The sequence below is a fragment of the Glutamicibacter sp. B1 genome, assembly GCF_039602135.1.
Taxonomy (GTDB): Bacteria; Actinomycetota; Actinomycetes; order Actinomycetales; family Micrococcaceae; genus Glutamicibacter; species Glutamicibacter ectropisis.
On sequence record NZ_CP125942.1, the window covers coordinates 1,439,596 to 1,463,556 of the forward strand.

A 23,961-nucleotide genomic window follows, 5' to 3' on the forward strand; every position below is an offset into this window, starting at 1 on the left:
ACGATCAAGAAGTAGAGGCAAAGAATGGATGTCATCTTGCTTTCCGCCGATGGCCAGCCCATCGGCACGCAGTCCAAGCAGACGGTGCATAGCACGAATACCCCCTTGCACCAGGCTTTCTCCTGCCACGTGATCAACGATGCCGGGCAGGTGCTGGCCACCCGCCGGGCTTTGGGAAAACTGACCTGGCCGGGAGTGTGGACTAATTCCTTTTGCGGGCATCCGCAGCCGGGGGAGGACCTGGAGCGTGCCCTGGCGCGCCACGCGCAGGGGGAGCTGGGCCTGGAGGTCCGGGACGTGCGGATGGCGCTTCCGGACTTCCGCTACCGGGCCGTGGATGCCTCGGGCATCGTGGAGAATGAAATCTGCCCGGTCTTCACGGCGATCGCGGCAGGGGAGATCGCCGCGAATCCGGAGGAAGTCATGGATTACTGCTGGGTGGAGCCCGGGGCCCTGGCCCAATCGGCGCGGGCAACTCCCTGGGCTTTTAGCCCGTGGCTGGTCATGCAGGCCAATGGCATGGAGCTCTACCGCAGTCGAGGCTAGCGCTGTGGCAATGGCCACCGGCCGATGCCCTGAGGCATCCACCGGTGGCCATCGCCAGCTGGGATCTCAGGCCAGCAGCTATACGAAGTTTTCGGTGCCTTCAATGGTGTTCATGAAGTGATCCATGAATTCTGCGAAGTCGCGGGCGTCGGATTCCTGATCAATCTGTGCGCCAACGGTCACCGCGTCATCAATGTGGAAATCGATGCTTGGCTTCTCCGGAACGCTGAAGCGGAAAACGCGACCAGTTGACGTGGCCACTTCATAGCCACCGTCATTGAGCTCCGCGAGCTGGTTCACGTTGGTGTTGTTGATGTTGATGGCGTCTTCCGATGCGCTCAGATCATTCGCATTCACTGGTGCGATGATCAGTTCTGCTGGTTGGCGCCGATATCCAATGACCTTGAGCCCTCCGGAACCGGCGATGCCGGTGCCAGCCACGAGGTTGTAGCTGGCGAAGTTAGGGATCTGCGAGTCGAAGGCCTCATGGAGACGGGCCTTGACCTGCTCGGCTGGATTTTCGTCTGGGCGGTTGTCCATGACTCATACTCTACCGATAAGTTTGGACAATTTGATCAGTGAGAACATTTATCGAAATGTGTCACGGTCGCGTCATAGGTTATCTCATTGGTCATATTGACGACTAGAATGAATTTTATGAGCCAGGATGCTATGCCAGATATCAAACCACGTTCCCGTGTGGTCACCGATGGTATCCATGCCGCTCCGGCGCGCGGAATGCTGCGCGCTGTCGGGATGGGTGATGATGACTTTGCAAAACCTCAGATTGGTATTGCCAGCTCATGGAACGAAATAACCCCTTGTAATCTTTCGCTGAACCGCCTCGCCCAGGGCGCCAAAGAAGGCGTCCACGCTGGCGGCGGCTTCCCCATGCAATTCGGAACCATCTCAGTTTCTGATGGAATTTCCATGGGCCACGAAGGGATGCACTTCTCCCTGGTTTCACGAGAAGTCATTGCTGACTCCGTGGAAACAGTCATGATGGCCGAACGCCTCGACGGATCAGTACTCTTGGCTGGATGTGACAAATCTTTGCCGGGCATGCTGATGGCCGCGGCGCGATTGAATCTGTCCTCTGTATTCCTCTACGCCGGATCCATCATGCCTGGCTGGGTGAAGCTAGAGGATGGCACCGAAAAAGATGTCACTCTGATTGACGCCTTTGAAGCAGTGGGCGCGTGCGCCGCCGGTCGTATGAGCGAAAAAGACTTGGACTCCATCGAACGGGCCATCTGCCCGGGGGAGGGAGCCTGCGGTGGAATGTATACCGCCAACACCATGGCTTCGATCGGTGAAGCCCTGGGCATGAGCCTTCCGGGTTCTACCGCCCCACCGTCGGCGGATCGACGCCGCGATATGTTTGCTCACCGTTCGGGAGAAGCCGTGGTGAACATGCTGCGCAAGGGCATTCGCGCCCGCGACATTATGACCAAAGAAGCTTTTGAAAACGCCATCGCCGTGACCATGGCCTTTGGCGGTTCAACCAATGCGGTCTTGCACCTCTTGGCCATTGCACGAGAAGCCGAAGTGGATCTTTCGCTCAGCGACTTCAACCGCATCGGCGATAAAGTGCCACACCTCGCGGATCTCAAGCCCTTCGGCCGCTACGTCATGAATGACCTAGACCGTATCGGCGGTGTGCCGGTCGTGATGAAGGCGCTGCTTGATGCCGGACTGCTCCACGGCGACTGCATAACTGTGACCGGTAAGACGATGGCCGAAAACTTGGCACACATCGCCCCACCAGATCCTGATGGCAAGATTCTGCGCGCCATAGACAATCCCATCCATAAGACCGGTGGCGTCACTGTGCTTCACGGTTCCTTGGCGCCAGAAGGTGCTGTGGTGAAATCTGCTGGCTTTGACGCCGATGTTTTTGAAGGAACCGCGCGCGTCTTTGAACGTGAGCAAGGTGCCCTCGAAGCGTTGGATGCTGGGCAGATTCAGGCCGGGGATGTCGTAGTGATTCGATACGAGGGCCCTAAGGGCGGGCCGGGTATGCGCGAGATGCTGGCCATTACCGGTGCCATTAAGGGTGCTGGTTTAGGCAAGGACGTTCTGCTGCTAACCGACGGACGTTTCTCCGGAGGTACCACCGGGCTATGTATTGGACACGTAGCTCCCGAAGCCGTGGATGGCGGACCGATCGCCTTCGTGCGCGACGGGGACAAGATTCGAGTGGATATCTCCGCTCGAAGCTTTGACCTTTTGGTCGAGCCAGAGGAACTGGAAGCCCGCAAAGTTGGCTGGAAGCCACTGCCGGCGAAGTTTACCTCTGGGGTCTTGGCGAAGTACGCAAAATTGGTCAATTCGGCTTCGACGGGCGCATATTGCGGCTAGATAAGTGATAGTCCGACGTGTGGATCACAACGGTGTCCACACAATGGACAAGCATCTCATATAATGAGATGAACGGGGTGTCTAGTTGAACTTTATCCTTGGGTAGAGAAAACTAGAGACATGCAAACAAACTTCGATGTTCTACTAGTTATCAGGCGCGGAGCCTGAGACGCTGTCGCACTAAGCGAACAGAACATCGGTAACGCGCAAGCCCCCTTTCGTCATCAGTGACGGCCGCGGGGCGTTTTTTATGCGCAAACGAAGAGATAGAAATGGAAAGGATCCCGATGAGCAACTCAACACCCGCCAATCCGGCGTCGGTTGCGAAGTCAATCAATCGATCTAAGGATGCCGCCGCCGCTGTCTCTTCCGTTGTGGAAGCTTCGAACCCGGTACAGGGTCCGAATAATATCGTTGCTCCCACACAGATGACGGGCTCACAAGCCATCGTCCGCTCGCTGGAAGAACTAGGCGTCAAAGACGTCTTCGGATTACCAGGTGGGGCCATCCTTCCCACCTATGATCCACTGATGGATTCGACCAAGATCAACCACGTCTTGGTCCGCCACGAACAGGGTGCAGGCCACGCCGCACAGGGTTTCGCCATGGTGAGCGGGGAGGTTGGCGTGTGCATCGCCACCTCCGGACCAGGCGCAACCAACCTCGTCACCGCACTGGCCGATGCCAATATGGACTCGGTACCAATGGTGGCAATCACCGGTCAGGTCAATAGCGCTTTCATTGGCTCTGACGCATTCCAGGAAGCAGACATTGTCGGCATCACGATGCCGATCACCAAGCACGCTTTCTTGGTCACCAACGCTGAAGACATTCCCAAGACTCTGGCCAGTGCCTTCTACCTCGCCCAGACCGGTCGTCCCGGTCCGGTCCTGGTGGATATCACCAAGGATGCCCAGACCTCGGATATGACCTTCTCCTGGCCGCCCAAGGTAGACCTTCCCGGCTACCGCGTAGTGACCCGAGGACACAACAAGCAGCTTCGTGAAGCAGCCAAGCTGATCGCAGGGGCCATCCGTCCCGTGCTCTACGTTGGTGGTGGCGTCATCAAAGCCAACGCCCACGAAGAGCTCAAGGAGTTTGCGGAATACATTAACGCGCCAGTGGTCACCACCCTGACCGCCCGCGGTGCCTTCCCAGATTCGCACGAACAGCACGTTGGTATGCCAGGCATGCACGGTGCCGTCTCCGCAGTGACCGCACTGCAGCAGTCGGACCTGCTGATCACCCTCGGCGCCCGCTTTGATGACCGAGTCACCGGTGTGCTCTCCTCCTTCGCCCCTAATGCGAAGGTGATTCACGCTGACATTGACCCGGCAGAGATCTCCAAGAACCGTGTGGCCGATGTGCCAATCGTGGGTTCGCTGGAAGAAATCATCCCGCAGCTCCAGGAAGCCTGCGCAACCCGCTTTGAGAACGAACCACAGCAGGATCTTTCCAGCTGGTGGGGTCTGCTCAAGCGCCTGCGTGAGACCTACCCGATCGGTTACACCGAAACTCAGGACGGCCTCTCGGCGCCACAGCACGTGATCCAGCGCATCGGTGAACTCACCGGTCCTGAAGGCGTCTATGTTGCCGGCGTGGGTCAGCACCAGATGTGGGCTGCCCAGTTCGTCAAGTACGAGCGTCCGCGCTCATGGCTGAACTCGGCCGGCCTGGGCACGATGGGCTACTCGGTACCCGCCGCCATGGGTGCCAAGGTCGCCCAACCAGACCGCGTGGTCTGGGCCATTGATGGGGATGGTTGCTTCCAGATGACCAACCAAGAGTTGGCTACCTGCGTGATCAACAATATTCCGATCAAGGTCGCGGTCATCAACAACTCCTCGCTGGGGATGGTCCGCCAGTGGCAGACCCTGTTCTACGATTCCCGTTACTCCAACACGGATCTGAACACCGGACACGGCACCGCACGAGTTCCTGACTTTGTGAAGCTAGCCGACGCCTACGGCTGTGTAGGTCTGCGCTGTGAACGCGACGAAGACATTGATGCGACCATCCAGAAGGCCTTGGAAATCAATGACCGTCCGGTCGTGATCGACTTTGTCGTTTCGGCAGATTCGATGGTGTGGCCAATGGTTCCATCGGGCGTGAGCAACGATCAGATTCAGATTGCCCGTGGCATGACCCCAGAATGGGAAGAAGAGGACTAGAACATGGCAAAGCATACGCTGTCGGTACTGGTTGAAGACGTACCCGGGGTACTGACCCGAGTAGCCAGCCTCTTCGCCCGCCGTGCCTTCAACATTCACTCGTTGGCCGTAGGCCCCACGGAAATTGACGGCATTAGCCGCATGACCGTGGTAGTGGACGCCGAGGGAGATTCCCTCGAACAGGTGACCAAGCAGCTGAACAAGCTGATCAACGTCATCAAGATCGTCGAGCTGCTTCCGGAAACCTCGGTGCAGCGCGACCACATCATGATCAAGGTGCGCGCCGACGCGGCGACCCGCTTGCAGGTGACCCAGGCCGCGGAGCTCTTCCGTGCCTCAGTCATCGACGTGTCCACCGACTCGCTGGTGGTAGAAGCCACCGGCAACGCCGCAAAGATCGAAGCGCTACTGGCGGTACTGGAGCCTTTCGGCATTCGCGAAATCGTCCAGTCCGGCACCCTGGCGGTAGGCCGCGGCGCCAAGTCCATGAGCGATCGAGCATTGAAGACCTTGAGCGCCTAAGGGCATTCAAGACTTCTACGGACACGAACTACAAATTTTAGATACTTGGCATCTAGCTTAGAAATTGAGCTAATAAGCCAGAGCACAAATAAGGAGAACTACAGTGGCTGATCTGTATTACGAAGACGACGCAGACCTCTCAATCATCCAGGGCAAGAAGGTAGCCATCATTGGTTACGGTTCCCAGGGTCACGCACACGCACTGAGCCTGCGCGATTCGGGTGTTGAGGTAGTTGTTGGTCTGGCTGAGGGCTCCAAGTCCCGCGCCAAGGCTGAAGCTGAAGGCCTGAAGGTTTCCACCGTTGCTGAAGCAGCAGCCTGGGCAGATGTCATCATGATCCTGACCCCAGACCAGGTTCAGGCTCAGGTGTACACCGAGTCGATCGCCGAGCACCTCGAAGAGGGCAACGCCCTGTTCTTCGGCCACGGCTTCAACATCCGCTTCGGCTTCATCCAGCCACCAGCCAACGTTGACGTTGCCCTGGTTGCACCTAAGGCTCCAGGTCACACCGTACGCCGCGAATTCGAAGCTGGCCGTGGTATCCCTGACCTGATCGCAGTGGAGCAGAACTTCACCGGTGGCGCCAAGGAACTGGCACTGTCCTACGCAGCAGGCATCGGTGGCACCCGCGCTGGTGTTATCGAAACCACCTTCACCGAAGAGACCGAAACCGACCTGTTCGGTGAGCAGGCTGTTCTTTGTGGTGGTACCTCGCAGCTGGTTCAGTACGGCTTCGAAGTTCTCACCGAAGCTGGCTACAAGCCAGAGATCGCTTACTTCGAGGTTCTGCACGAGCTGAAGCTGATCGTTGACCTGATGTGGGAAGGTGGCATCGCCAAGCAGCGTTGGTCCATCTCTGACACTGCTGAGTACGGCGACTACGTTTCCGGCCCACGCGTGATCACCCCAGAGGTGAAGGAAAACATGAAGGCTGTACTGGCTGACATTCAGTCCGGTGCCTTCGCTAAGCGCTTCATGGATGACCAGAAGGCTGGCGCTCCAGAGTTCAAGGAACTGCGTGCCAAGGGTGAAGCTCACCCAATCGAGACCACCGGCCGCGAACTGCGTTCGCTGTTCTCCTGGATCTCGGATGCATCTTCGGATGACTACGTGGACGGCTCCGTAGCTCGCTAAGCTCGGCCACCACGCGTCGTAGCGTCTTATAAATGGTTCGGTGCCCTTCCTCAGACAGGGGAAGGGCACCGAACCATTTTGCTTTTAGTCTTTAGAAGATTGAACAAAATGAAGCATGCCCGGTCTTTTCCATTTCACTGGAGAAGACCGGGCATGCTTCATGCGGTATGGCGCGAGGGATACTGACTCGCTGTCTGGGGTTTAGCGCTTCGAAGCGCGGTAACCAGCCTTGCGAGCATCAGCTGCGGTTTTGAAGCACTCTTCTGGCTTGGTGCGGGAATAGAACTGACCACCAGGCACGTGGTACTTCCATTCACTCTTGCTACCGGTGCGGTTTCCCTTCACTGGGTAGCCCGATGGGCAGTTGTAGGACTTGCCATTCATCTTCACCGAACGCTTGGTTGAAGTTGAAGCCTTCTTCACCTGCAGGGTCTGAGTCTTGGAAACCGAAGAAGTCTTGCCCTTGTACTTGTACTTCACGGTGGTGGTGACTTTGTAAGTACCTGCTGCCAGCTTCACTGACTTCTTGTTCTTGGCAACCGTCTTCTTACCCTTGGTGACCTTCAGGAGAGCAGATTTGATCTGAACGTTCTTGACTTTGGAATAGCTAGGCTTGATCGTGGCCTTGGCATTGCCCTTGACGGTCTTGGTGCCGATGGTCTTGATAGTGACCGGCACAGTCTTCTTAGCCGCGGCGACACTGATAGTTGGCGCAGCAGCTGGCTGCGGAGCAGCAGAAGCTACTGAAGCGCCCGAAAGAATGAGCGCGGCGCTGGCAAAAACAGCGAGTGCGCGCTGAATGAGTTTATTCATTTTTCCCCATGAAGGTCGATTGCGATTCGAGAACCTGAAAGTCCTCTCAGCGTATTCTAAGCTTTCATTCCTGAATCCGAAATCTGCGACTTAGTCTCCCAATTTTCTGGGGCTGATGTCCGAGGAATTGGATGTGAATATTACGCTGGTACCGCTCCCGTAGTGGGGGCCGATCTTTCACTTTTATTCAGGCCACGAAGTACTGAAAGGCCAGTGGGAGGGTATGCATCAGATTGGTAGGATGTAGCAAAAATCCGCGAATAGGAATCTGCATGGACACTGATAGCAACTACGATGACTTTGCACTGGACTACGTGGCGGAAAACGAGTCCAGCCTCTTGAACGCATACTATGAACGCCCAGCTATGTTGGAACTGGCCGGCGAGGTATCCGGCCGACGGATTCTCGATATCGGATGTGGCGCCGGGCCACTGACGGAACAATTACTACGTCGCGGTGCTCAGGTCTCAGGATTTGATGCCAGCACTGCAATGATTGACCTAGCGAGGGAACGCTTGGGAGCTCAAGCAGATCTCAAGGTCGCTCGACTCGGTGAAGAATTACCTTACCCAAACGACTCATTTGATGATGCCGTAGCATCGCTCGTATTCCACTATTTACCCGACTGGACTCTCGCCTTGTCTGAAGTTCGCAGGGTACTCAAACCTGGTGGGCGTTTGCTTCTCTCGGTGAATCATCCGATCCTCTATCCCTTTAATCACCCGGGAACCGACTACTTCAAACTCACCAAGTACACCGATGACGTCACCCTTGGCGGAGAGCCCGCGCAATTAACCTACTGGCACCGGCCATTACATGAAACGATGACCGCATTACTAGAAAGCGGATTCACCATAGATCGCGTGTGGGAGCCTCCTTATGTGAAGGATGCTCCTCCTGAAGTTGTTCCCGAACAGCTTCGCGAACGCGACGCGTTCTTGAGCTTCTTGTTTTTCGCCTTGCACGCTCACTAGTTAACTCGTTGCATAGAACTTCCCAAGCCCGTTAATTTGACCTAGGTCGCGCTGTCTTTTGACGCTCATTGAAGCGCAGAAGACAGGTCTGAATGGTGAGGATCAAGGAATTTTTGCTCCGCGATTTGCCGCAGGTAGTCACCGTAGCCACTCTTGCCCAGACTCTCTGCGAGCCTACGGAGCTGGTCAACATCGATGAATCCTTGCCGCCACGCGACTTCTTCAGGTGCACCAACCTTCAACCCTTGACGCGACTCTACGGTACGAACGAAATTGGATGCATCATTCAATGAATCAAAGGTTCCGGTATCCAACCACGCAGTGCCTCTGGCTAGTACGGTGACATTCAACTGACCTTCATCGAGATACAGCCGGTTGATATCAGTGATCTCCAATTCGCCACGGGCTGATGGCTGAAGCTTCGCGGCTTTCTCGACCACTGAATTATCGTAGAAATACAGGCCTGGAACTGCGTAGTGGCTCTTGGGATCCAGAGGTTTTTCTTCCAACGAAATGGCACGCCCAGAACTATTGAACTCCACGACACCATAGGCAGTGGGATCTTTGACCCAGTACCCGAAGATAGTGGCCCCCGGTTGATTAGCGTAGTGGCGTAATTGGGTACCAAAGCCTGGACCGTAGAAGATATTGTCTCCCAGGACAAGAGCTACCGGCCCGTCGCCGATATGCGCAGAACCGATGATGAATGCCTGAGCTAGACCTTCGGGTTTTGGCTGGACAGCGTAAGTGAGCTGAATTCCAAATTGCGAACCGTCACCCAAGAGATTGCGAAACTGTGGTGCATCTTGTGGCGTCGTGATGATCAAGATGTCTCTGATACCCGCCAACATGAGAGTAGATAACGGATAGTAAATCATCGGCTTATCAAAGACCGGCACGAGCTGCTTCGAGATGCCGCGCGTGATCGGGTGCAGACGCGACCCGGTACCCCCAGCTAAAATTATCCCCTTCATACCCGTGAGCGTATCGATGCGTCAGCAAGTACCGTCAGCGTGGTCATACTCGAGAATTGCTAGGTTCCTACTGTGGCTGAAAGCTTGCTGGATACATTGGTGAAATGAAAAGAATCCTTGTAACTGGGGGAGCAGGATTCATTGGAGCGAACTTCGTGCGCCACATGATCGAGCACTCCGACAGTGAAATTACCGTCCTTGATAAGTTGACCTACGCCGCCAATCGCCAATCCTTTGAAGGAATTAGCGAAAAACGCCTGAGCTTTATCGCTGGAGATATCTGCGACTACGTGTTGGTCAATGAACTCGTGCCGCAACATGACGCGGTAGTGCACTTTGCCGCTGAGACCCACAACGACAATTCTTTGCATGATCCTCGCAAATTCCTCAATTCAAATGTTCTAGGGACTTTTGAACTTTTGGAAGCAGTGCGTCACCACGGGGTGCGACTGCATCACGTTTCCACTGATGAAGTCTATGGGGACTTGCAGTTGGATGATCCGCAACGTTTTACCGAATCAACGCCCTACAATCCTTCAAGTCCCTATTCGGCCACTAAGGCCTGTAGTGATCTACTGGTCAAAGCATGGGTTCGTTCTTTTGGAATCGAAGCGACGCTCTCAAATTGCTCAAACAATTACGGGCCGTATCAACACGTTGAAAAATTCATTCCTCGACAGATCACCAACATACTGGCGGGCGCTAAACCCAAGCTCTATGGGTCTGGAAAGAACGTGCGCGATTGGATCCACGCGAGTGATCATTCCTCTGCCGTGCAACGCATCCTTGAAGTAGGCGACACTGGACGCACTTATCTGATTGGCGCCGACGGTGAGAAGAGCAACCTGGAAGTGCTGGGCATGATCCTTGGCCTCATGGGCCGTGATACCGATGACTTTGAACTGGTCCCAGACCGTCCAGGGCATGACCTGCGCTATGCCATCGATGCGTCAGCGCTACGCTCGGAACTGGGCTGGGAACCGCAATATCTAAACTTGGAACAGGGCCTGGAACGCACGATTCACTGGTATCAGCAGAATCGTTCGTGGTGGGAACCGGCAAAGGAGCAGACCGAGCTTCGTTATCGGCAACAGCTTCATGCCATGAAGGCAGCTAGCTAATGGTCGAGGCAATGCAACTACGAGTGCAAGACACCGCAATCTCTGGACTGAAACTCGTGTCGATGCCCGTACATCGTGATACGCGGGGCTGGTTTAAAGAGAACTGGCAACGGGAGAAAATGGTGGCAGCTGGATTGCCGGACTTCCACCCGGTGCAAAACAATGTGGCATTCAACGAGCAACGTGGCACCACCCGCGGTTTTCATGCAGAACCCTGGGACAAGTACATTTCGGTGCTGTCCGGAGAGATCTTCGGAGCATGGGTAGACGTACGTCCTGGCCCAGATTTCGGTGCGGTGTTTACCGCAAAGGTGAGCCAAGGAGAAGCCGTATTTGTTCCGCGCGGGGTGGCTAACGCGTACCAAACTCTGCGTGACGAGACGGTCTATTCCTACCTCGTTACCGAGCATTGGTCTGAGGCATCATTGGGCCAGTACAGCTACGTCAACCTTGCTGACCCGCAGCTACAAATACCGTGGCCCATTGCCCTAGACGAGGCAGTCCTTTCTCAAGCCGACCGGGAGCATCCGCCGCTGGCATCGGCCAAACCGGTGCTTCCGAAAAAGATTGCGGTACTTGGAGCTACCGGACAGTTAGGTCGTGCCTTGGCACGTCTGGCTGACGATGATCAACGAATCTCCGTCTTATCCAGACAAGACGTTGATTTGTCGGATCCCGATTTCGCCCGAGACTTATTCTTCTCTGACTACAGTCATATCGTGAACGCCGCGGCGATGACCGCAGTTGACCGTGCCGAATCAGCTGAAGGTCGAAGAGAAGCATGGAAGGTGAATGCGACGGCGGTTCGTGAGCTGGCTAGACTTGCTCATCAGCATGGCGTGCAGTTGGTGCACGTGTCCACGGACTATGTGTTTGACGGGAGCTCGACGGAAGTTGACGAGGATCATCCGCTGAGCCCAATCAGTGTTTATGGGCAGAGTAAAGCAGCCGGCGAGCAGGCGGTACTGGCCTTTGCAGAACATTATGTTGTTCGTACCAGCTGGGTTATTGGGCAGGGGAATAATTTCGTTTCCACCATGCGTCGGTTGGCACAGCAGGGGATTGCTCCTGAGGTCGTTGATGACCAATTCGGTCGTTTGACCTTCGCCAGCGAGTTAGCTCGGTGCATCATGCATTTGATTGGATCAGCGAGTGCTCCCGGGATCTATCACATGCAGGGCATGAGCGAGCCCATGAGTTGGTATGACGTAGCGCGCCAGGTATTTTCCATGAGTGGATACGATCCAGATTCGGTTCAACCGGTGACGACCGAGCAGTACCAACGTGGTAAGCCGCTGATGGCGCCGAGGCCTGCAAATAGCACCTTCAACACAAATAAGTTGCGCGCTACCGGATTTATCGAGCAACCGTTTCAGGACCTGTTAAAAGAATTTCTGAGCGGAGTACCCGTGAGGTAACAAATCCTCAGCGAGTAAAAATCGAGTATGCGACAAGTCGGTGAACAATTCCTATCCGTGGCCTTGACGAACGATACCACTACGTCCGTTGGGTTGTGGAGTGACCAAGTCATGAGCGGTTGCCGGCTAACTGACAATTCTTGCGCAGTCGAGGAGCCGCGTTCAACGCGGAAGTCCACCGACTTCAAAAGTGATTGATCTTCATTTTATTTCTTTGAATCGGATGTAATCCACTCGGAATAGTCTTAGGATGAGTGATTACGCGGAAGGGTCAACTTAACCCAACCGCGAATGGGGGAAACGAACCGATGGGGCGGTTTGAATAATGGAATATTTACGGTCATTAACACCCGTGGGCACTCGCACTGCTCAAAAATACTCGGGTGAAGTTACACAAGAGTCAAACTCGTTGCGGGTACCAATTCAGAACATCGCGCAGACACTTGCCGATCCACACCGGGCTGGAATCATCATCTCAGGTCCTACCGGTAGTGGGCGGCGAGCTCTGCTTGAAGCGGCAGTAAGCCAGTTCAATGTTTCAACGCAACAATTTCGGCTGAACGGCAGCAACTATGGCACAAAAGTGCCCTTGGGGGTGCTGTCGTTTGTCCTTGCACAACTCGAAGTGGGACCCAACCCGAGCAGGCATGAACTGATCCATGGACTCGGTCGCATTTTCAGTTCTCAGGGCGAGGCATCCATAGTGGTGCTCGGTTATCCGGAGCTCATTGACGAGCAATCAGCGTCACTGCTGGCCCAATTGGCGGCGATGGGAAAGATTAAGATTGCGGTCATCTGCCAACGCGTTCAAGATCTCCCGGGGGACCTCTTTGCGCTGTACAGGTCCGGTCGAATCGCGCATGAATACGTTCAACGACTGGGAATCAACGAAACGCAGAAGATCCTAGAACATGAGCTGGGAAGCAGGGTTTCAAGTTACACCTCCGCAGCATTGTGCTACCTGACTGGCGGCAATCGCAATCTCTCGCTCAAGCTAATACAAATTTGGCGAGAAGAAGGACAACTGGTCCTACATAACGGAACCTGGACCTTGAACATCGAAACGATGGACGCTGGCCCGTCGACGATCTCCTTGTATCAGTCGATGACCAGGAGACTTGATGCATCGGTGCGCGAGCTATTGCAGGCTTTGGCATTGTGCGGGCCGGTGCACCTCAAAGACATTCATCGCACGGGCATGACTCACCAACTAGATGAACTCCTGAATCACGGACTGGTCAGTTACCTCCCTGAATCTGACTCCAGCGTGGGGATACAGACTCCGCTGCTGGCTATCTTGGCCAGAGCAGATCATCTCGAAGGAAGAGCTGAAGAAACAACTCAATTATTAGCTCGGCTCCATGTCGATCCATATGCCAGTCAAGTGCATACCAGTGTTCTCGTGTCCAGGGATTTGGGCGATTACGCGTCGCTGGTTCGTGTCGCCGATGAATTTAAGGTCCATGGCTACGAACCTTCCGGATGGTGCGCCGACTCACGAGCACGAATAGATATTGTCAAGATCCATTCCAGGACACTAGCCATGCTGGGGCGAGCGTTAGATGCCAGAGATGTCATCGTGCAAGCTAAAGAAGGATTGGCGCGGGCCATTGCACAAAGTGATTCCTCCGAGAATCTTGATCTTGCCTTCCAAGAAATAGCCTTACTGAGTCAGTCTGCAGCGCAGTTTAGTGCTGAGGGAAAAATTGAGCCGGAAGTCGTACTCGATGGGCAACGTCCGGTCACGTCCACTTACTGGATCAGTGAGTCATTACACCTTCGCGCTTTGGCGCTACAAGCGGCGAGTTGGGCAGGGAAATCCCGACAAGACGACTCCTGGAAACTAGTGCGATACGTTGATGAGCAACTGCGTAGTATCGAGATGAATAGTTCGCGCAAGGCCGAACTTGATTCTAGCGATACTTCAGAAATTGAAGTACTGCTCTTACAAGCTGAAATGCTGGCTGGACGTTGGAACTTAGCCGAAGTACGTGCCCAGCGACTATCTGAAGGCCAGTACGGCAATCCCATGCTCAGTACCTATGGCGTAATTGTCCGCGGAATTTTGACAGGTCTGGGCAATGATCACGATTCAACCTTGCAACAACTAGAACCGTGCCTTCACCAGTTACAGGTTTCCGGGCATCGGATGTTCGAGCCAGTCATTGGACAGGTCTTGGCCTATGCACTGGCTTGTTCAGGGCGGCGTCAAGAAGCGACCGAGATGATTGCGCTTCAAGAGCCAGTCAGCCCGGGGCATAAGCTTCCTTTAGGCTTTTACAGCTGGGCCAGTGAAATTTTTACGTCAATGGCCATTGCCGAACTCGGTTCACCGCAACAAGCGCTCTTACGTCTGAAGGCCTTTGTATCGCGCGCCCAAGAGTTTGACCAAGTCTTGCTCGAAGCGCTGACCCTTGCTTTTATTTTGAGGCTCGGGGACCGCGACGTGTTGCCACAACTCCTTAGTGCTGCACACCGTTGCAAAGGCCTGTTGGGGAGTATTTTGTTGATGCTTGCTGAAGCGGTGGAAACCAGGGATTCTGCGCAACTTGCCACGACTCTTCACCAGCTGATCATGACAGGAAACCTGCTTTTGGCTGCGTCGGCGCACAGTGAGTTCGAATCATTGTTAGAAGCCAAAGACCAACGCAGATTAGCCCGTATGGTCAATAGCCTGCGGCGGGCAGCGGTTCTCGATGAGGCCATGGCAAGGGAACCTAACGTCATGGTCCAGGAGCCTCAACTGTCGTGGACTCGTTCCTTGACCAAGCGGGAAGCGCAAATAGCCAAAATGGCTATCGCCGGAAAAACTAATCTTGAGATTGCCAAATACAGCGGAGTGTCTATCCGTACGGTTGAAGGCCACTTGTATCAGGTGTACTCGAAGCTACAGATCCGTAATCGGCAAGAACTCACGGCCTTGGATCGAAGCAGCCGGCGCACTGCGGGATTGCGATGAAAGAACATCAAGTCATCGCGGAAACCCGACAAACTGAATATCGTCACGTACTCAGGTCTTTGCAAGAACAGGGCCCTGCAGGAGTCGTTGTCCTCGGGGAAATGGGTATGGGCAAGACCAGCTTGGTGCGCGCAGCCCTAGCTGGTGCAGGCATTACCATGCCCACACTGAGTCTGTACTGCACACCGACGCTCAGGGCTGTGCCCTACGGAGTTTTGTCCCCGTATCTTGCGGCCCTCGACACCATAGATGAGCCGGTGAGTATCCTTCGCGAGTTAAACCGTATTTTCGGCTCTCATGAAGAGGCCAGAAATCCGAATATTGTGCTGATTGAGGATGCACATTACCTGGACTCTCAGACTTGCTTTTTGCTTTCCCTGTTGATCGAGAACACTGACGTGAAGATTTTTGCGCTGGGCGATTCAGACTTGGATATGGATAGCCCACTGAGCACTCTGGCGCAGCTCGAATCTTTTACCAGCTTGCGGCTACAACCGTTGAATGACAGTGGAGTAAAGGCCGTGGCCGAAAGCGTTACTGGCCGTACTCTGGGTAGCGGCACGGTGCAAGTAATCGCTCAGGTCACTGCCGGAAATCCTCGACTTGTCCAGGCCTATTCCTCCGCTTGTTTGGAGCAGGGTTTACTTTTTCATGATGACACGTTGCCTCAAGAACATGAGATCCATGAGCCTGTGTGGGTAGTGACTCAAGAATTGCCGAAGGTTGATAGTCGGTTGCAAACCTTGGGTCGTGAATTCAGTCGTTACCTATCTGAGCCGGAGCAAGATACTCGTATCTTGCTGGCTCTGGCCGGGGCGCAGCCCACAGAGCTACTTGAGGCCTGCGGTTTGCCTTATCGCCGCATGGTGAAGTCAGGACAATTGCTGTGCAAAGAAAATACGGTTTCCCTAACTTCTGTACTCATCCAAGAGATCACTCGAAGCATGGCTTCTGAACAAACGAATGCTCGGTTGCACGAATTATGGCATGCAACCTCGGTAGCTTTGGGCATAAAACCCACTGCTCGAGAGATCCTGTGGTGTTTGGATATTGGCGAATCAGTCACTACTGAAGTGGTGATGGCGGCGGCGCAGGAATGCATCGCTGAGTTGGACTTCGAATCAGCTTTGCGATTGTGTGCTCTCTCCAAAATTACCGAAAGTGGTGAACGCGGAGCCTTGTTGGAAGCCCAGATCCTCTTTTACATGGGCAGGCTCATTTCGGCACGTTCCTTGCTCCTGAGAATTACTTCGAAGATCAAAGGACTGGATCTCCTGGGGCAAACTTACGCCTTGTTGATGGAAGTGAGCACGTGCATCGAAGCCAATAGCGCAGAACTTGAAGAGATCCTTGCCGACTGGGGGAGCCAAACCGCTAAGTACTCTCAAGGGTCTGACGCCGAGGAATACCGCATCCTGCATGAGGCGGGTTCCAAAGCGGTGCGGCTGTGGCTACGAGTCAATTCATCAACGGGCACAGTGCCCGCAGTTTCGGAAATACAAGACTTGCTTGCCGACCCACAGTTACCGGATCGTGTACGTTTTGTTTCGCTGGTCATGCTCACTGACGCACTGAGTTCCGAAGGACTGTGCCAGCAGGCACTCGATATCCTGGATCCCTTGGAAGAACTGTTGTCAGAGCAAGCGGATCTCCGTGCGAGATACTCGGTTCGAGTGTTTTTCCGCAAGGCGTGGAACATGCTTTTTCTGGGAGAATATGACAAGGCCAGTGCCTACATCGATTCGCATCGTCGGAAGCCACTTCAGTCCATTCAGTATTATCAGGGAGCTATATCGTTCCTTGATGGTGTTAAGCACCTCTTACAAGGTCGAGAGCACCTAGGCGCTTCCAAAGTGGCGCAGGCGGTGACTGAATTACGGATTCTTGATACCGCACAGATTCTCGGATTGTCCATGAACGTTTATCGAGTGATACTCAAGCGTTTAGACATCTCCGTGCCAAAAGCTCAGTCCTCGTCGCCCCTGGGCCACGGGTCCAGTGGCATCATATCGGCTACCGGGGAATTGGGGGAAGAATCCTCAGCCCAAAGAATTTTAGCCAGGGGCTTTGCTGCAAGTTTGGGGCAGCCCTATCCAGGAGAGTCACTGTCCGACTTCCCGCTGGTCAACCGAGAATGTTTTTTCACAACGTCCCGGCAACTGAGTGATCCAGAGCTGGGCGAATCAGCACTACGCGAAGAGTTGCTGGATTTAGCCAGCAATCAGGAGGGGGCACGGCCGCAGCTCATGGCTCGATTGATGCAATTGCGTCACGGCGCTGAGCGCGAACCATTGGAAGATCTGGCACAAGAATCCTTGGCTAAAAAGGAATACCTCGTCGTTATCGAGGCGTGGGCCCGTGCTGCTCAACGGTATGCCGAGTCAGGAGACCAACGACGATGCGGTGCGCTGCTTCGGCGTGCTGCCAGGATTATTGACCAAGAGGGCATTGACGCCGGGAAAAATATTGAGCGGCTCCTGGCGATGACTGAACTTACGGCGAGGGAAGCTGAAATTGTGAATCTGGCACGTCAAGGATTAAATAACGCGCAGATTGCACGAACCTTGACCGTTTCACAACGCACGGTTGAGGGTCACCTGTATCGAGTCTTTTCTAAGTTAGGGATATCCGAGCGTTCTGAACTAGACCATGCTGGGCTTTCAACGGGTACACCTTCGGGCGAGACGACATAGGTGTACGCAATCTTCGGGTAAGACTCACGCGTGTAACCAGCGGTAAGCCTGCGTAGCGTAAAGTCTGGGAGTCGAAGAACAACGTGTGAATTCCAGTTGGATCCTGTGCACCTTCGTCCAACAGCTTAGGGAGCTCAAACCGCGAGACTCATCCCAGAAACGGGGCCGGCGGCCTGCGTATCCGCAAGGATTGCCCCCAGCGCGACTGCCGGTTCCTTGCCGCAGGAGACCCCACACGAACCATCCCCTCTGCGTTTGTGTGGGGTCTTCTGTGTTCCTCAATGAAAGCCTGTCTTCTCTGATCAAACATGGAAGATCACGACTTTGGAAGTGGTTGAGCATAAGGTGAAACTGCGTGTTGTGCTGAAAGTTGCTCGGCCTGATTCTTGTTGGCCAGCCGCTTCATGTAGCCTCACCGTGTCCGTTTAAGGCTGTCTGTTTAGTTCAGTGACCGCCCCACGCTCAGTCCGGTAAAGAGACATCCTCCAAGGAAGGTGCCTTCCAGGGCGTTGTACCCGTGTACTCCGCCGCCACCAAAACCGGCAACTTCCCCTGCAGCGAAGAGGCCAGGAATAGCTACACCCTGGGCATCTCGCACTTGCCCAGATAAATCCATTTGGATACCACCCAATGATTTTCTCGTCAGTGTCCTCAAGCGCACAGCAATGAGCGGGCCATGACGACGGCTCAAGAGACGGTGAGGCTTGGCGACACGAGCTAGCCTATCTCCGCGATACCGTCGGGCATTGTGAATGGCCATCACCTGCGCATCTTTGCCAAAGGGGTTGGCCATGGCCCGGTCGCGGGCCTGCACAATCTGCAGGACGCGCTGTGGGTCCAGCGGTGCCTGCGGTGTCAAGGCATTCATCTTTTTCACCAAGGAGAGGATGTCGGGCGCCTGGACGAAGTCTTCCCCGTGGTCTAAGAATGCTTGCAGTGGTTCAGGCATGCGACTGGTCAAGCGGCTACCGACCACGCGTAGTGGTTTGCGGTCAGTGATGTCTGGGTTTTGTTCGGAACCTGAGAGTGCAAACTCTTTGGCCACAATGGATTTGGTTGCAATAAACCATGAATGGTCGTACTCGGCGATGTCTGGGGCGGTGCGAAGGATACGCAGGGTGCCCAGCGTATCGAAGCCCGGAAGGGCTGGGTTGGGCAGCCGCCGGCCAAGGGCATCGAGCCATAATGCGGAGGGTCCGGGAAGGATGCGAATGGCATGGCCGGGCCAGAGCGGGTCGTGGTTTCGGATTCCTTCGGTGTAGTGCCACATGCGGTCACGGTTCACCAGCCGGCCACCTGCTTGCGCAACGATGTCGAGCATTCGCCCATCGACCGATGCTGGTACGCCGGTGAGCATCTGCTGCGGTGCGGTGCCCAAGCGTTCGGGCCACCACCGCCGCACTAGTTCGTGGTTCGCACCGATCCCGCCGGTGGCAACCACCACCGAAGATGCGCGCAACGAGAAGTCATCAATGACCTCGCGATTGGTGGGCCGTCCGCGCTCTGCATGATCCCGCGCCAGAACTGCGCCAGCCACACCTCGACATTCACCGCCCTCCACAATCAGCTCGTCCACCCGGTGCCGGAACAACAGTTTCAGTCGTCCTTCCTGCGCTGCTTGCCGCACCCGCTCGGCAAAAGGTCCGACAACCCCGGTGCCGGTACCCCAAGCGACGTGGAAACGGGGGACCGAGTTGCCATGCCCTGATTGCGTTAGCGCTCCGCGTTCGGCCCATCCGACCATGGGAGTCAGCGATATGCCTTTCTCCTGGATCCACGCGGCCATCTCACCACCGGCGAACTCGACAAATGATCGCCCCCACTGCATTGCCCAATGGTCTTCTGCCAACTCAGAGTCTTTGCGATCCCACTGTGCGCTGTTCTGCCAGTCATCCCAAGCCAAGTCGATGCTGTCACGGATGCCCATGCGGCGCTGCTGTGCGCTGTTGACGAGGAACAGTCCTCCAAAGGACCAGAACGCTTGCCCGCCGAAGGCTTGCGAATTCTCCTGATCAACAATGACCACGCGCTTGCCCTTGCTGAGCAGCTCGTCTGCGGCGACAAGCCCGGCTAGTCCCGCCCCGACAATGATGACGTCTGCTTGTTCGTTCATGTTGTATACCTTTTCGATTATCGGAACGCACGTACTTGGAGAACCACCACTCCTGCCAATATGTCGAATAATGTGCCACTTGGGAAGAACCTGAGCCATACCAAGATTTCGAGGAACACCGCTCGCAACGCTCCAATCAAGCGGCAACACCGTGCCCTGATGCCACCAAAGGCAACACCAGCGGAGAAAACACTGTGTCTAAAGTTCATCCAAGTAATCAGCGAGTAGGACCCAAGTAATAGGCGAGTAATTGCCCTGAACTCTGTGGAGCAATGGAGTGCCGCTCCACTCGTGCACAACGTTGCATTGCATTTTAGGCTCAGTCCTAGCGAACGAATGAGTGCTCGTGGGACAGCACTTTTGCGTTTAAGAATGGGGAACTCGCAAATTTCTTGGGGGAATACAGATGAATATCTTTGTGTTGCCAGTCTGCGACCACCCTTGCTGCGTTGAATCGCTGGCCGGGGTGGGCATACGACATGTCACAAATTAGTAGTCGAATCAGTGAAGAATCTTTATCGCCGCTTGGATCATGGGCCGTACTCACTCCAGGTTCGGTTCAGAGCACTGGAACACGGCGAGCCGATGGCCACTTGTACTTGCGTCGCATATTTGGCACGGATCTATTGATCATTGTTGCCGTGAGTGCACTGCCGGTTCTCGCTCTTACTCAAGAATCCTTGAGCAATGGTCTGGTCGATCAAACTCTGCAGTTTCATGTGCTCGCCGGATTGGCGTTGAGCATCGCGTGGATGCTCAGCCTCTGGGCCTTCAAAGCTCACTCAATTGGCAGCGTCGCCGTGGGGATGCAGGAATACAAGCTTATGGTTTATGGCTCGGTGTGCTTGGCCGGAGTCTTGGGCATCTTGATCTCCTTGCTCCAAGTCGACGCGCTACGGATCTACCTCTCGGTCTCTTTACCCGTAGGTGCGATGAGTTTATTGCTCAGCCGCTGGTCATGGAGGCAATGGCTTGCCCACCGCAGCCGTCAGGGATTCGCCCTGAGCAACGTCCTGATCTACGGACAAGGTAGTGACGCATCATTTGCGCTACAACAGATTTCCAAAAAATCTGGCCCTGTCTACAGGGTCGTGGGAGTGCTCTTTGACGGTGCACCCGATCCCAGTGCTGAACAAGAAATCGGCAAATCCAATCCAATGGTGCCATTGGTATACGGCTTTAACGATCTGGAGCAAGAACTCCAACGTCTACACGCAGACTCAGTAATCGTCGCAGGACCTTTAGTTGGCGGAAACCAAAGTTTGCAGGAGCTGAGCTGGCGCCTTGAAAAGACCGGTACCAAGCTCATCGTTGCTTCATCACTGACCGGGGTGGCTAGCCGTCGCGTGCGCACCACGCCACTGGACGGGATGCCGCTGATGCACGTGGATTTAGCCAAGTTCACCGGTGCACGGTACCTGCTCAAGCGAGGCTTCGATATCCTCTTTGCTTCAGCTGCCCTACTGGCCCTGTCACCAGTATTCATGGTGATCGCTTTGCTGATCCGTCGCGAAGGCCCAGGGAAGATTTTCTTCCGTCAAGAACGAGCCGGACAAGATGGCAAGGCTTTCACGATGTTCAAATTCCGCACCATGGTCGAAGATGCCGAAGCACGCCTCGCGGATCTCAAAGATCTCAACGAAGGCTCAGGCCCACTTTTTAAGCTGAAAAACGATCCGCGAATAACCCGCACTGGTCATTGGCTACGCAAACATTCGTTGGATGAGTTACCCCAGTTTGTCAACGTTTTACTCGGAGACATGTCAGTAGTCGGCCCGCGTCCGCCACTGTTCACCGAGGTCCAAGCATATGAGGGTCACACTCGCCGTCGTTTGCTGCTCAAACCCGGAGTGACTGGACTGTGGCAGGTCAGCGGCCGGTCAAACCTGGATTGGAAGGAAAGCGTACGCCTTGACCTGTACTACGCGGAGAACTGGACGGTACTGAGCGACCTGCGCATTATCTGGCGCACTTTCCACGTCATGATCAAACCCGAAGGAGCGTACTGATGAGTATTGCAGCCGATATTTCTGTTTACCCGGCATTACGCGTGGCCGTAGTCGGTGCCGGGTATTGGGGCCCTAATCTGGCCCGCAATTTTGCCATGAGCACCGAGTGGGAACTGGTGGCCATCTGCGACTTAGACCTCGAACGGGCCCAAAATTTAGCTCGCAAAACCGGAAACCCAGCCGTGGTTGGTTCACTCGATGAGCTACTCGCCGACTACGACATCGATGCCGTAGCTATCGCCACCCCGGCACATACCCACCACAAGATTGCCATGCAGGCGATTACTGCTGGCAAACACGTAGTGGTAGAAAAGCCACTGGCCGACAACAGCGCGCACGGCACCCAGATGGTCCAGTCAGCAGCCAACGCCGGAACCATACTCATGGCAGACCACACCTACTGCTACACCCCGGCAGTGCTCAAAATTCGTGAACTGTTAGCAGCCGGCGAATTAGGGGAGCTGCTCTATATCGATTCCACCCGAATCAACCTTGGCCTGGTTCAACCAGACGTGGATGTTTTCTGGGACCTTGCACCCCATGATCTGTCCATCCTGGACTTTGTCATTCCCGGCGGACTCAACACGCGCACCGTCACCGCTTTGGGCTCTGACCCATTGCATGCGGGCAAATCCTGTGTGGGTTATCTATCGATGGAATTGGAGAGCGGGATTCTGGCACATATTAATGTCAATTGGCTCTCTCCCACAAAGATTCGTCAGATGGTCATCGGTGGGAGCAAGAAAACCCTGGTGTGGGATGACTTGAACCCACAACAGCGACTCACCGTCTTTGACCGTGGAGTGGATCTGGATAGACAGAAAATGATTCGCTCCGATGCCGAAGACCGCAAAGGTGCCACGATTTCCTACCGGTTGGGAGACACCTGGTCACCGGCGCTCTCCGAATTCGAGCCACTGGGTCTGATGATTTCAGAATTTGCCGCCAGCATCAGGGGATCTCATCGGCCACCCACGGATGGGCTTTCGGCATTGCGCGTGCTCAAGGTGCTTGAAGCAGCTAACGACTCGTTGGCACAACGCTCCCACGGGGAGCAAACCAACAACAGCCAAACACTTGTGATGGAGAATCAACGATGAACGCAACGATCGAGTCCCTTGCCGGGAAAAAATTCTTAGTCACCGGAGGGGCCGGAACTATCGGTTCTGAGATTGTGGACCAGCTACTCGCCGCCGGAGCCGCACATATTGACGTATTAGATAATCTGGTTCGCGGAAGGCGCAGCAATATTGCCAAGGCTCTGGAAAGTGGCCGGGTCACCCTCTACGTAGGGGATATCACCGACCGCGAGTTGGTGCGCGAAGTGATGGTGGGCCAAGACATGGTCTTCCATCAGGCGGCCATTCGCATTACCCAGTGCGCCGAAGAACCACGTCTGGCGGTGGACGTCATGGTCAACGGCACCTTCAACGTGCTGGAAGCAGCGGTGGAAGCCAAAGTGCCCAAAATTGTGGCAGCCTCAAGCGCATCGGTGTACGGGATGGCCGAGGAATTTCCCACCACTGAACGTCACCATCCATACAATAATGACACCCTGTACGGTGCCGCGAAGACCTTCAACGAGGGACTGTTTAAGTCCTTCCGCGCCATGTACGGCCTGGACTACGTGATGCTGCGCTACTTCAACGTTTATGGTCCGCGAATGGATGTTCACGGTGCCTATACCGAGGTGCTGGTGCGCTGGATGGAACGCATTGCCGACGGCCTGCCGCCACTGATTTTTGGTGATGGTTCACAAACCATGGACTTCGTAGTGTCACAAGACATCGCCCGAGCGAATCTCTTGGCAGCCAGCAGCTCTATCTCCGAAGGCGTGTACAACATCGCCAGTGGCACCGAAACCAGTCTCAAAGAGTTGGCACAAAGCCTACTGCGCGTCATGGATTCGAATTTGAGCATCGAATACGGTCCAGAACGCTCGGTGAACTCAGTGGTTCGGCGCCTGGCTGACACCAGCGCTGCGCGTAAAGACCTGGGGTTCGAGGCCCGTATCGGGTTAGAAGAAGGACTGCGCACACTCGTTGAATGGTGGAAACCATTGCGTGAAGAAGTTGCCGCCGGACGTGCCTTAGCCACGCCCATCGGCGCAAACAAATAACGCAAACAAATAAGCAGATACTGATTTTTTGGG

At 55.0% G+C, this 23,961-nt stretch carries 17 protein-coding genes; 13 read left to right on the forward strand and 4 right to left on the reverse strand.

Going from position 1 to position 23,961, the window contains the following annotated elements; translation table 11 throughout:
• Window positions 1-24 precede the first annotated feature (24 nt).
• A complete protein-coding gene (idi, locus tag QMQ05_RS06745) occupies window positions 25-546 on the forward strand; it encodes an isopentenyl-diphosphate Delta-isomerase (protein WP_334123846.1) in 522 nt (173 codons plus the stop codon).
• A gap of 78 nt (window positions 547-624) precedes the next feature.
• Here the strand turns inward: idi and QMQ05_RS06750 are convergent, their stop codons facing one another.
• Window positions 625-1,086 carry a hypothetical protein gene (locus QMQ05_RS06750; protein ID WP_334123847.1) on the reverse strand — a complete coding sequence of 154 codons (462 nt, stop codon included), beginning with the start codon at window positions 1,084-1,086 and terminating at the stop codon, window positions 625-627.
• 108 nt (window positions 1,087-1,194) lie between these two features.
• On the opposite strand from QMQ05_RS06750, the gene ilvD reads away from it, so the two are divergent.
• The 4 genes from ilvD (at window position 1,195) to ilvC (ending at window position 6,735) form a co-directional block, all read left to right on the forward strand.
• The gene (gene ilvD / locus QMQ05_RS06755; protein WP_434063179.1) at window positions 1,195-2,907 is read left to right on the forward strand and encodes a dihydroxy-acid dehydratase; all 1,713 of its coding nucleotides are present in this window, start codon (window positions 1,195-1,197) and stop codon (window positions 2,905-2,907) included.
• Between the two features lie 287 nt (window positions 2,908-3,194).
• Window positions 3,195-5,078, forward strand: coding sequence for an acetolactate synthase large subunit (locus tag QMQ05_RS06760; protein WP_345474059.1), 1,884 nt, complete (start codon window positions 3,195-3,197; stop codon window positions 5,076-5,078).
• A gap of 3 nt (window positions 5,079-5,081) precedes the next feature.
• Entirely contained in the window at window positions 5,082-5,600 is a 519-nt protein-coding gene (gene ilvN / locus QMQ05_RS06765) for an acetolactate synthase small subunit (protein WP_060701399.1), read from the forward strand.
• Window positions 5,601-5,703: 103 nt separating this feature from the next.
• Entirely contained in the window at window positions 5,704-6,735 is a 1,032-nt protein-coding gene (gene ilvC / locus QMQ05_RS06770; RefSeq protein WP_345474063.1) for a ketol-acid reductoisomerase, read from the forward strand.
• A gap of 201 nt (window positions 6,736-6,936) precedes the next feature.
• On the opposite strand, the gene QMQ05_RS06775 is transcribed toward ilvC, so the two are convergent.
• Window positions 6,937-7,548, reverse strand: coding sequence for a sunset domain-containing protein (locus tag QMQ05_RS06775; protein WP_345474065.1), 612 nt, complete (start codon window positions 7,546-7,548; stop codon window positions 6,937-6,939).
• A 272-nt stretch (window positions 7,549-7,820) separates the two neighbouring features.
• Between QMQ05_RS06775 and QMQ05_RS06780 the strand changes: the two genes are divergently transcribed.
• Window positions 7,821-8,522, forward strand: a complete 702-nt coding sequence (locus QMQ05_RS06780; protein WP_345474067.1) for a class I SAM-dependent methyltransferase — start codon at window positions 7,821-7,823, stop codon at window positions 8,520-8,522.
• Between the two features lie 65 nt (window positions 8,523-8,587).
• Here the strand turns inward: QMQ05_RS06780 and rfbA are convergent, their stop codons facing one another.
• Entirely contained in the window at window positions 8,588-9,496 is a 909-nt protein-coding gene (gene rfbA, locus QMQ05_RS06785; RefSeq protein WP_345474068.1) for a glucose-1-phosphate thymidylyltransferase RfbA, read from the reverse strand.
• 104 nt (window positions 9,497-9,600) lie between these two features.
• Here rfbA and rfbB point away from each other — a divergent pair, with 104 nt between their 5' ends.
• The 4 genes from rfbB (at window position 9,601) to QMQ05_RS06805 (ending at window position 17,687) form a co-directional block, all read left to right on the forward strand.
• Entirely contained in the window at window positions 9,601-10,617 is a 1,017-nt protein-coding gene (gene rfbB, locus QMQ05_RS06790) for a dTDP-glucose 4,6-dehydratase (protein ID WP_345474069.1), read from the forward strand.
• Complete coding sequence (gene rfbD, locus QMQ05_RS06795; protein ID WP_345474070.1) at window positions 10,617-12,035, forward strand: dTDP-4-dehydrorhamnose reductase; 1,419 nt, start codon at window positions 10,617-10,619, stop codon at window positions 12,033-12,035. Before rfbB ends, rfbD begins: the two co-directional genes overlap by 1 nt.
• Window positions 12,036-12,387: 352 nt before the next feature.
• Entirely contained in the window at window positions 12,388-14,994 is a 2,607-nt protein-coding gene (locus tag QMQ05_RS06800) for a response regulator transcription factor (RefSeq protein ID WP_345474072.1), read from the forward strand.
• Window positions 14,991-17,687: a LuxR C-terminal-related transcriptional regulator gene (locus QMQ05_RS06805; protein WP_345474074.1), complete on the forward strand. Its 2,697-nt coding sequence runs from the start codon at window positions 14,991-14,993 to the stop codon at window positions 17,685-17,687. Before QMQ05_RS06800 ends, QMQ05_RS06805 begins: the two co-directional genes overlap by 4 nt.
• Window positions 17,688-18,126: 439 nt before the next feature.
• Here QMQ05_RS06805 and QMQ05_RS06810 read toward each other — a convergent pair whose 3' ends face one another.
• Complete coding sequence (locus QMQ05_RS06810) at window positions 18,127-19,800, reverse strand: FAD-binding dehydrogenase (protein WP_345474076.1); 1,674 nt, start codon at window positions 19,798-19,800, stop codon at window positions 18,127-18,129.
• Window positions 19,801-20,279: 479 nt separating this feature from the next.
• Here QMQ05_RS06810 and QMQ05_RS06815 point away from each other — a divergent pair, with 479 nt between their 5' ends.
• Genes QMQ05_RS06815 through QMQ05_RS06825 form a run of 3 tightly spaced genes read left to right on the forward strand, consistent with a single transcriptional unit; the run spans window position 20,280 to window position 23,928 of the window.
• Window positions 20,280-21,809, forward strand: a complete 1,530-nt coding sequence (locus QMQ05_RS06815; RefSeq protein ID WP_345474078.1) for a sugar transferase — start codon at window positions 20,280-20,282, stop codon at window positions 21,807-21,809.
• Entirely contained in the window at window positions 21,809-22,909 is a 1,101-nt protein-coding gene (locus tag QMQ05_RS06820; protein WP_345474080.1) for a Gfo/Idh/MocA family protein, read from the forward strand. The genes QMQ05_RS06815 and QMQ05_RS06820 overlap by 1 nt, the downstream gene beginning before the upstream one ends.
• On the forward strand, window positions 22,906-23,928 hold the full coding sequence (locus QMQ05_RS06825) for an SDR family NAD(P)-dependent oxidoreductase (RefSeq protein WP_345474082.1): 1,023 nt from the start codon (window positions 22,906-22,908) through the stop codon (window positions 23,926-23,928). Before QMQ05_RS06820 ends, QMQ05_RS06825 begins: the two co-directional genes overlap by 4 nt.
• Window positions 23,929-23,961: the final 33 nt, after the last annotated feature.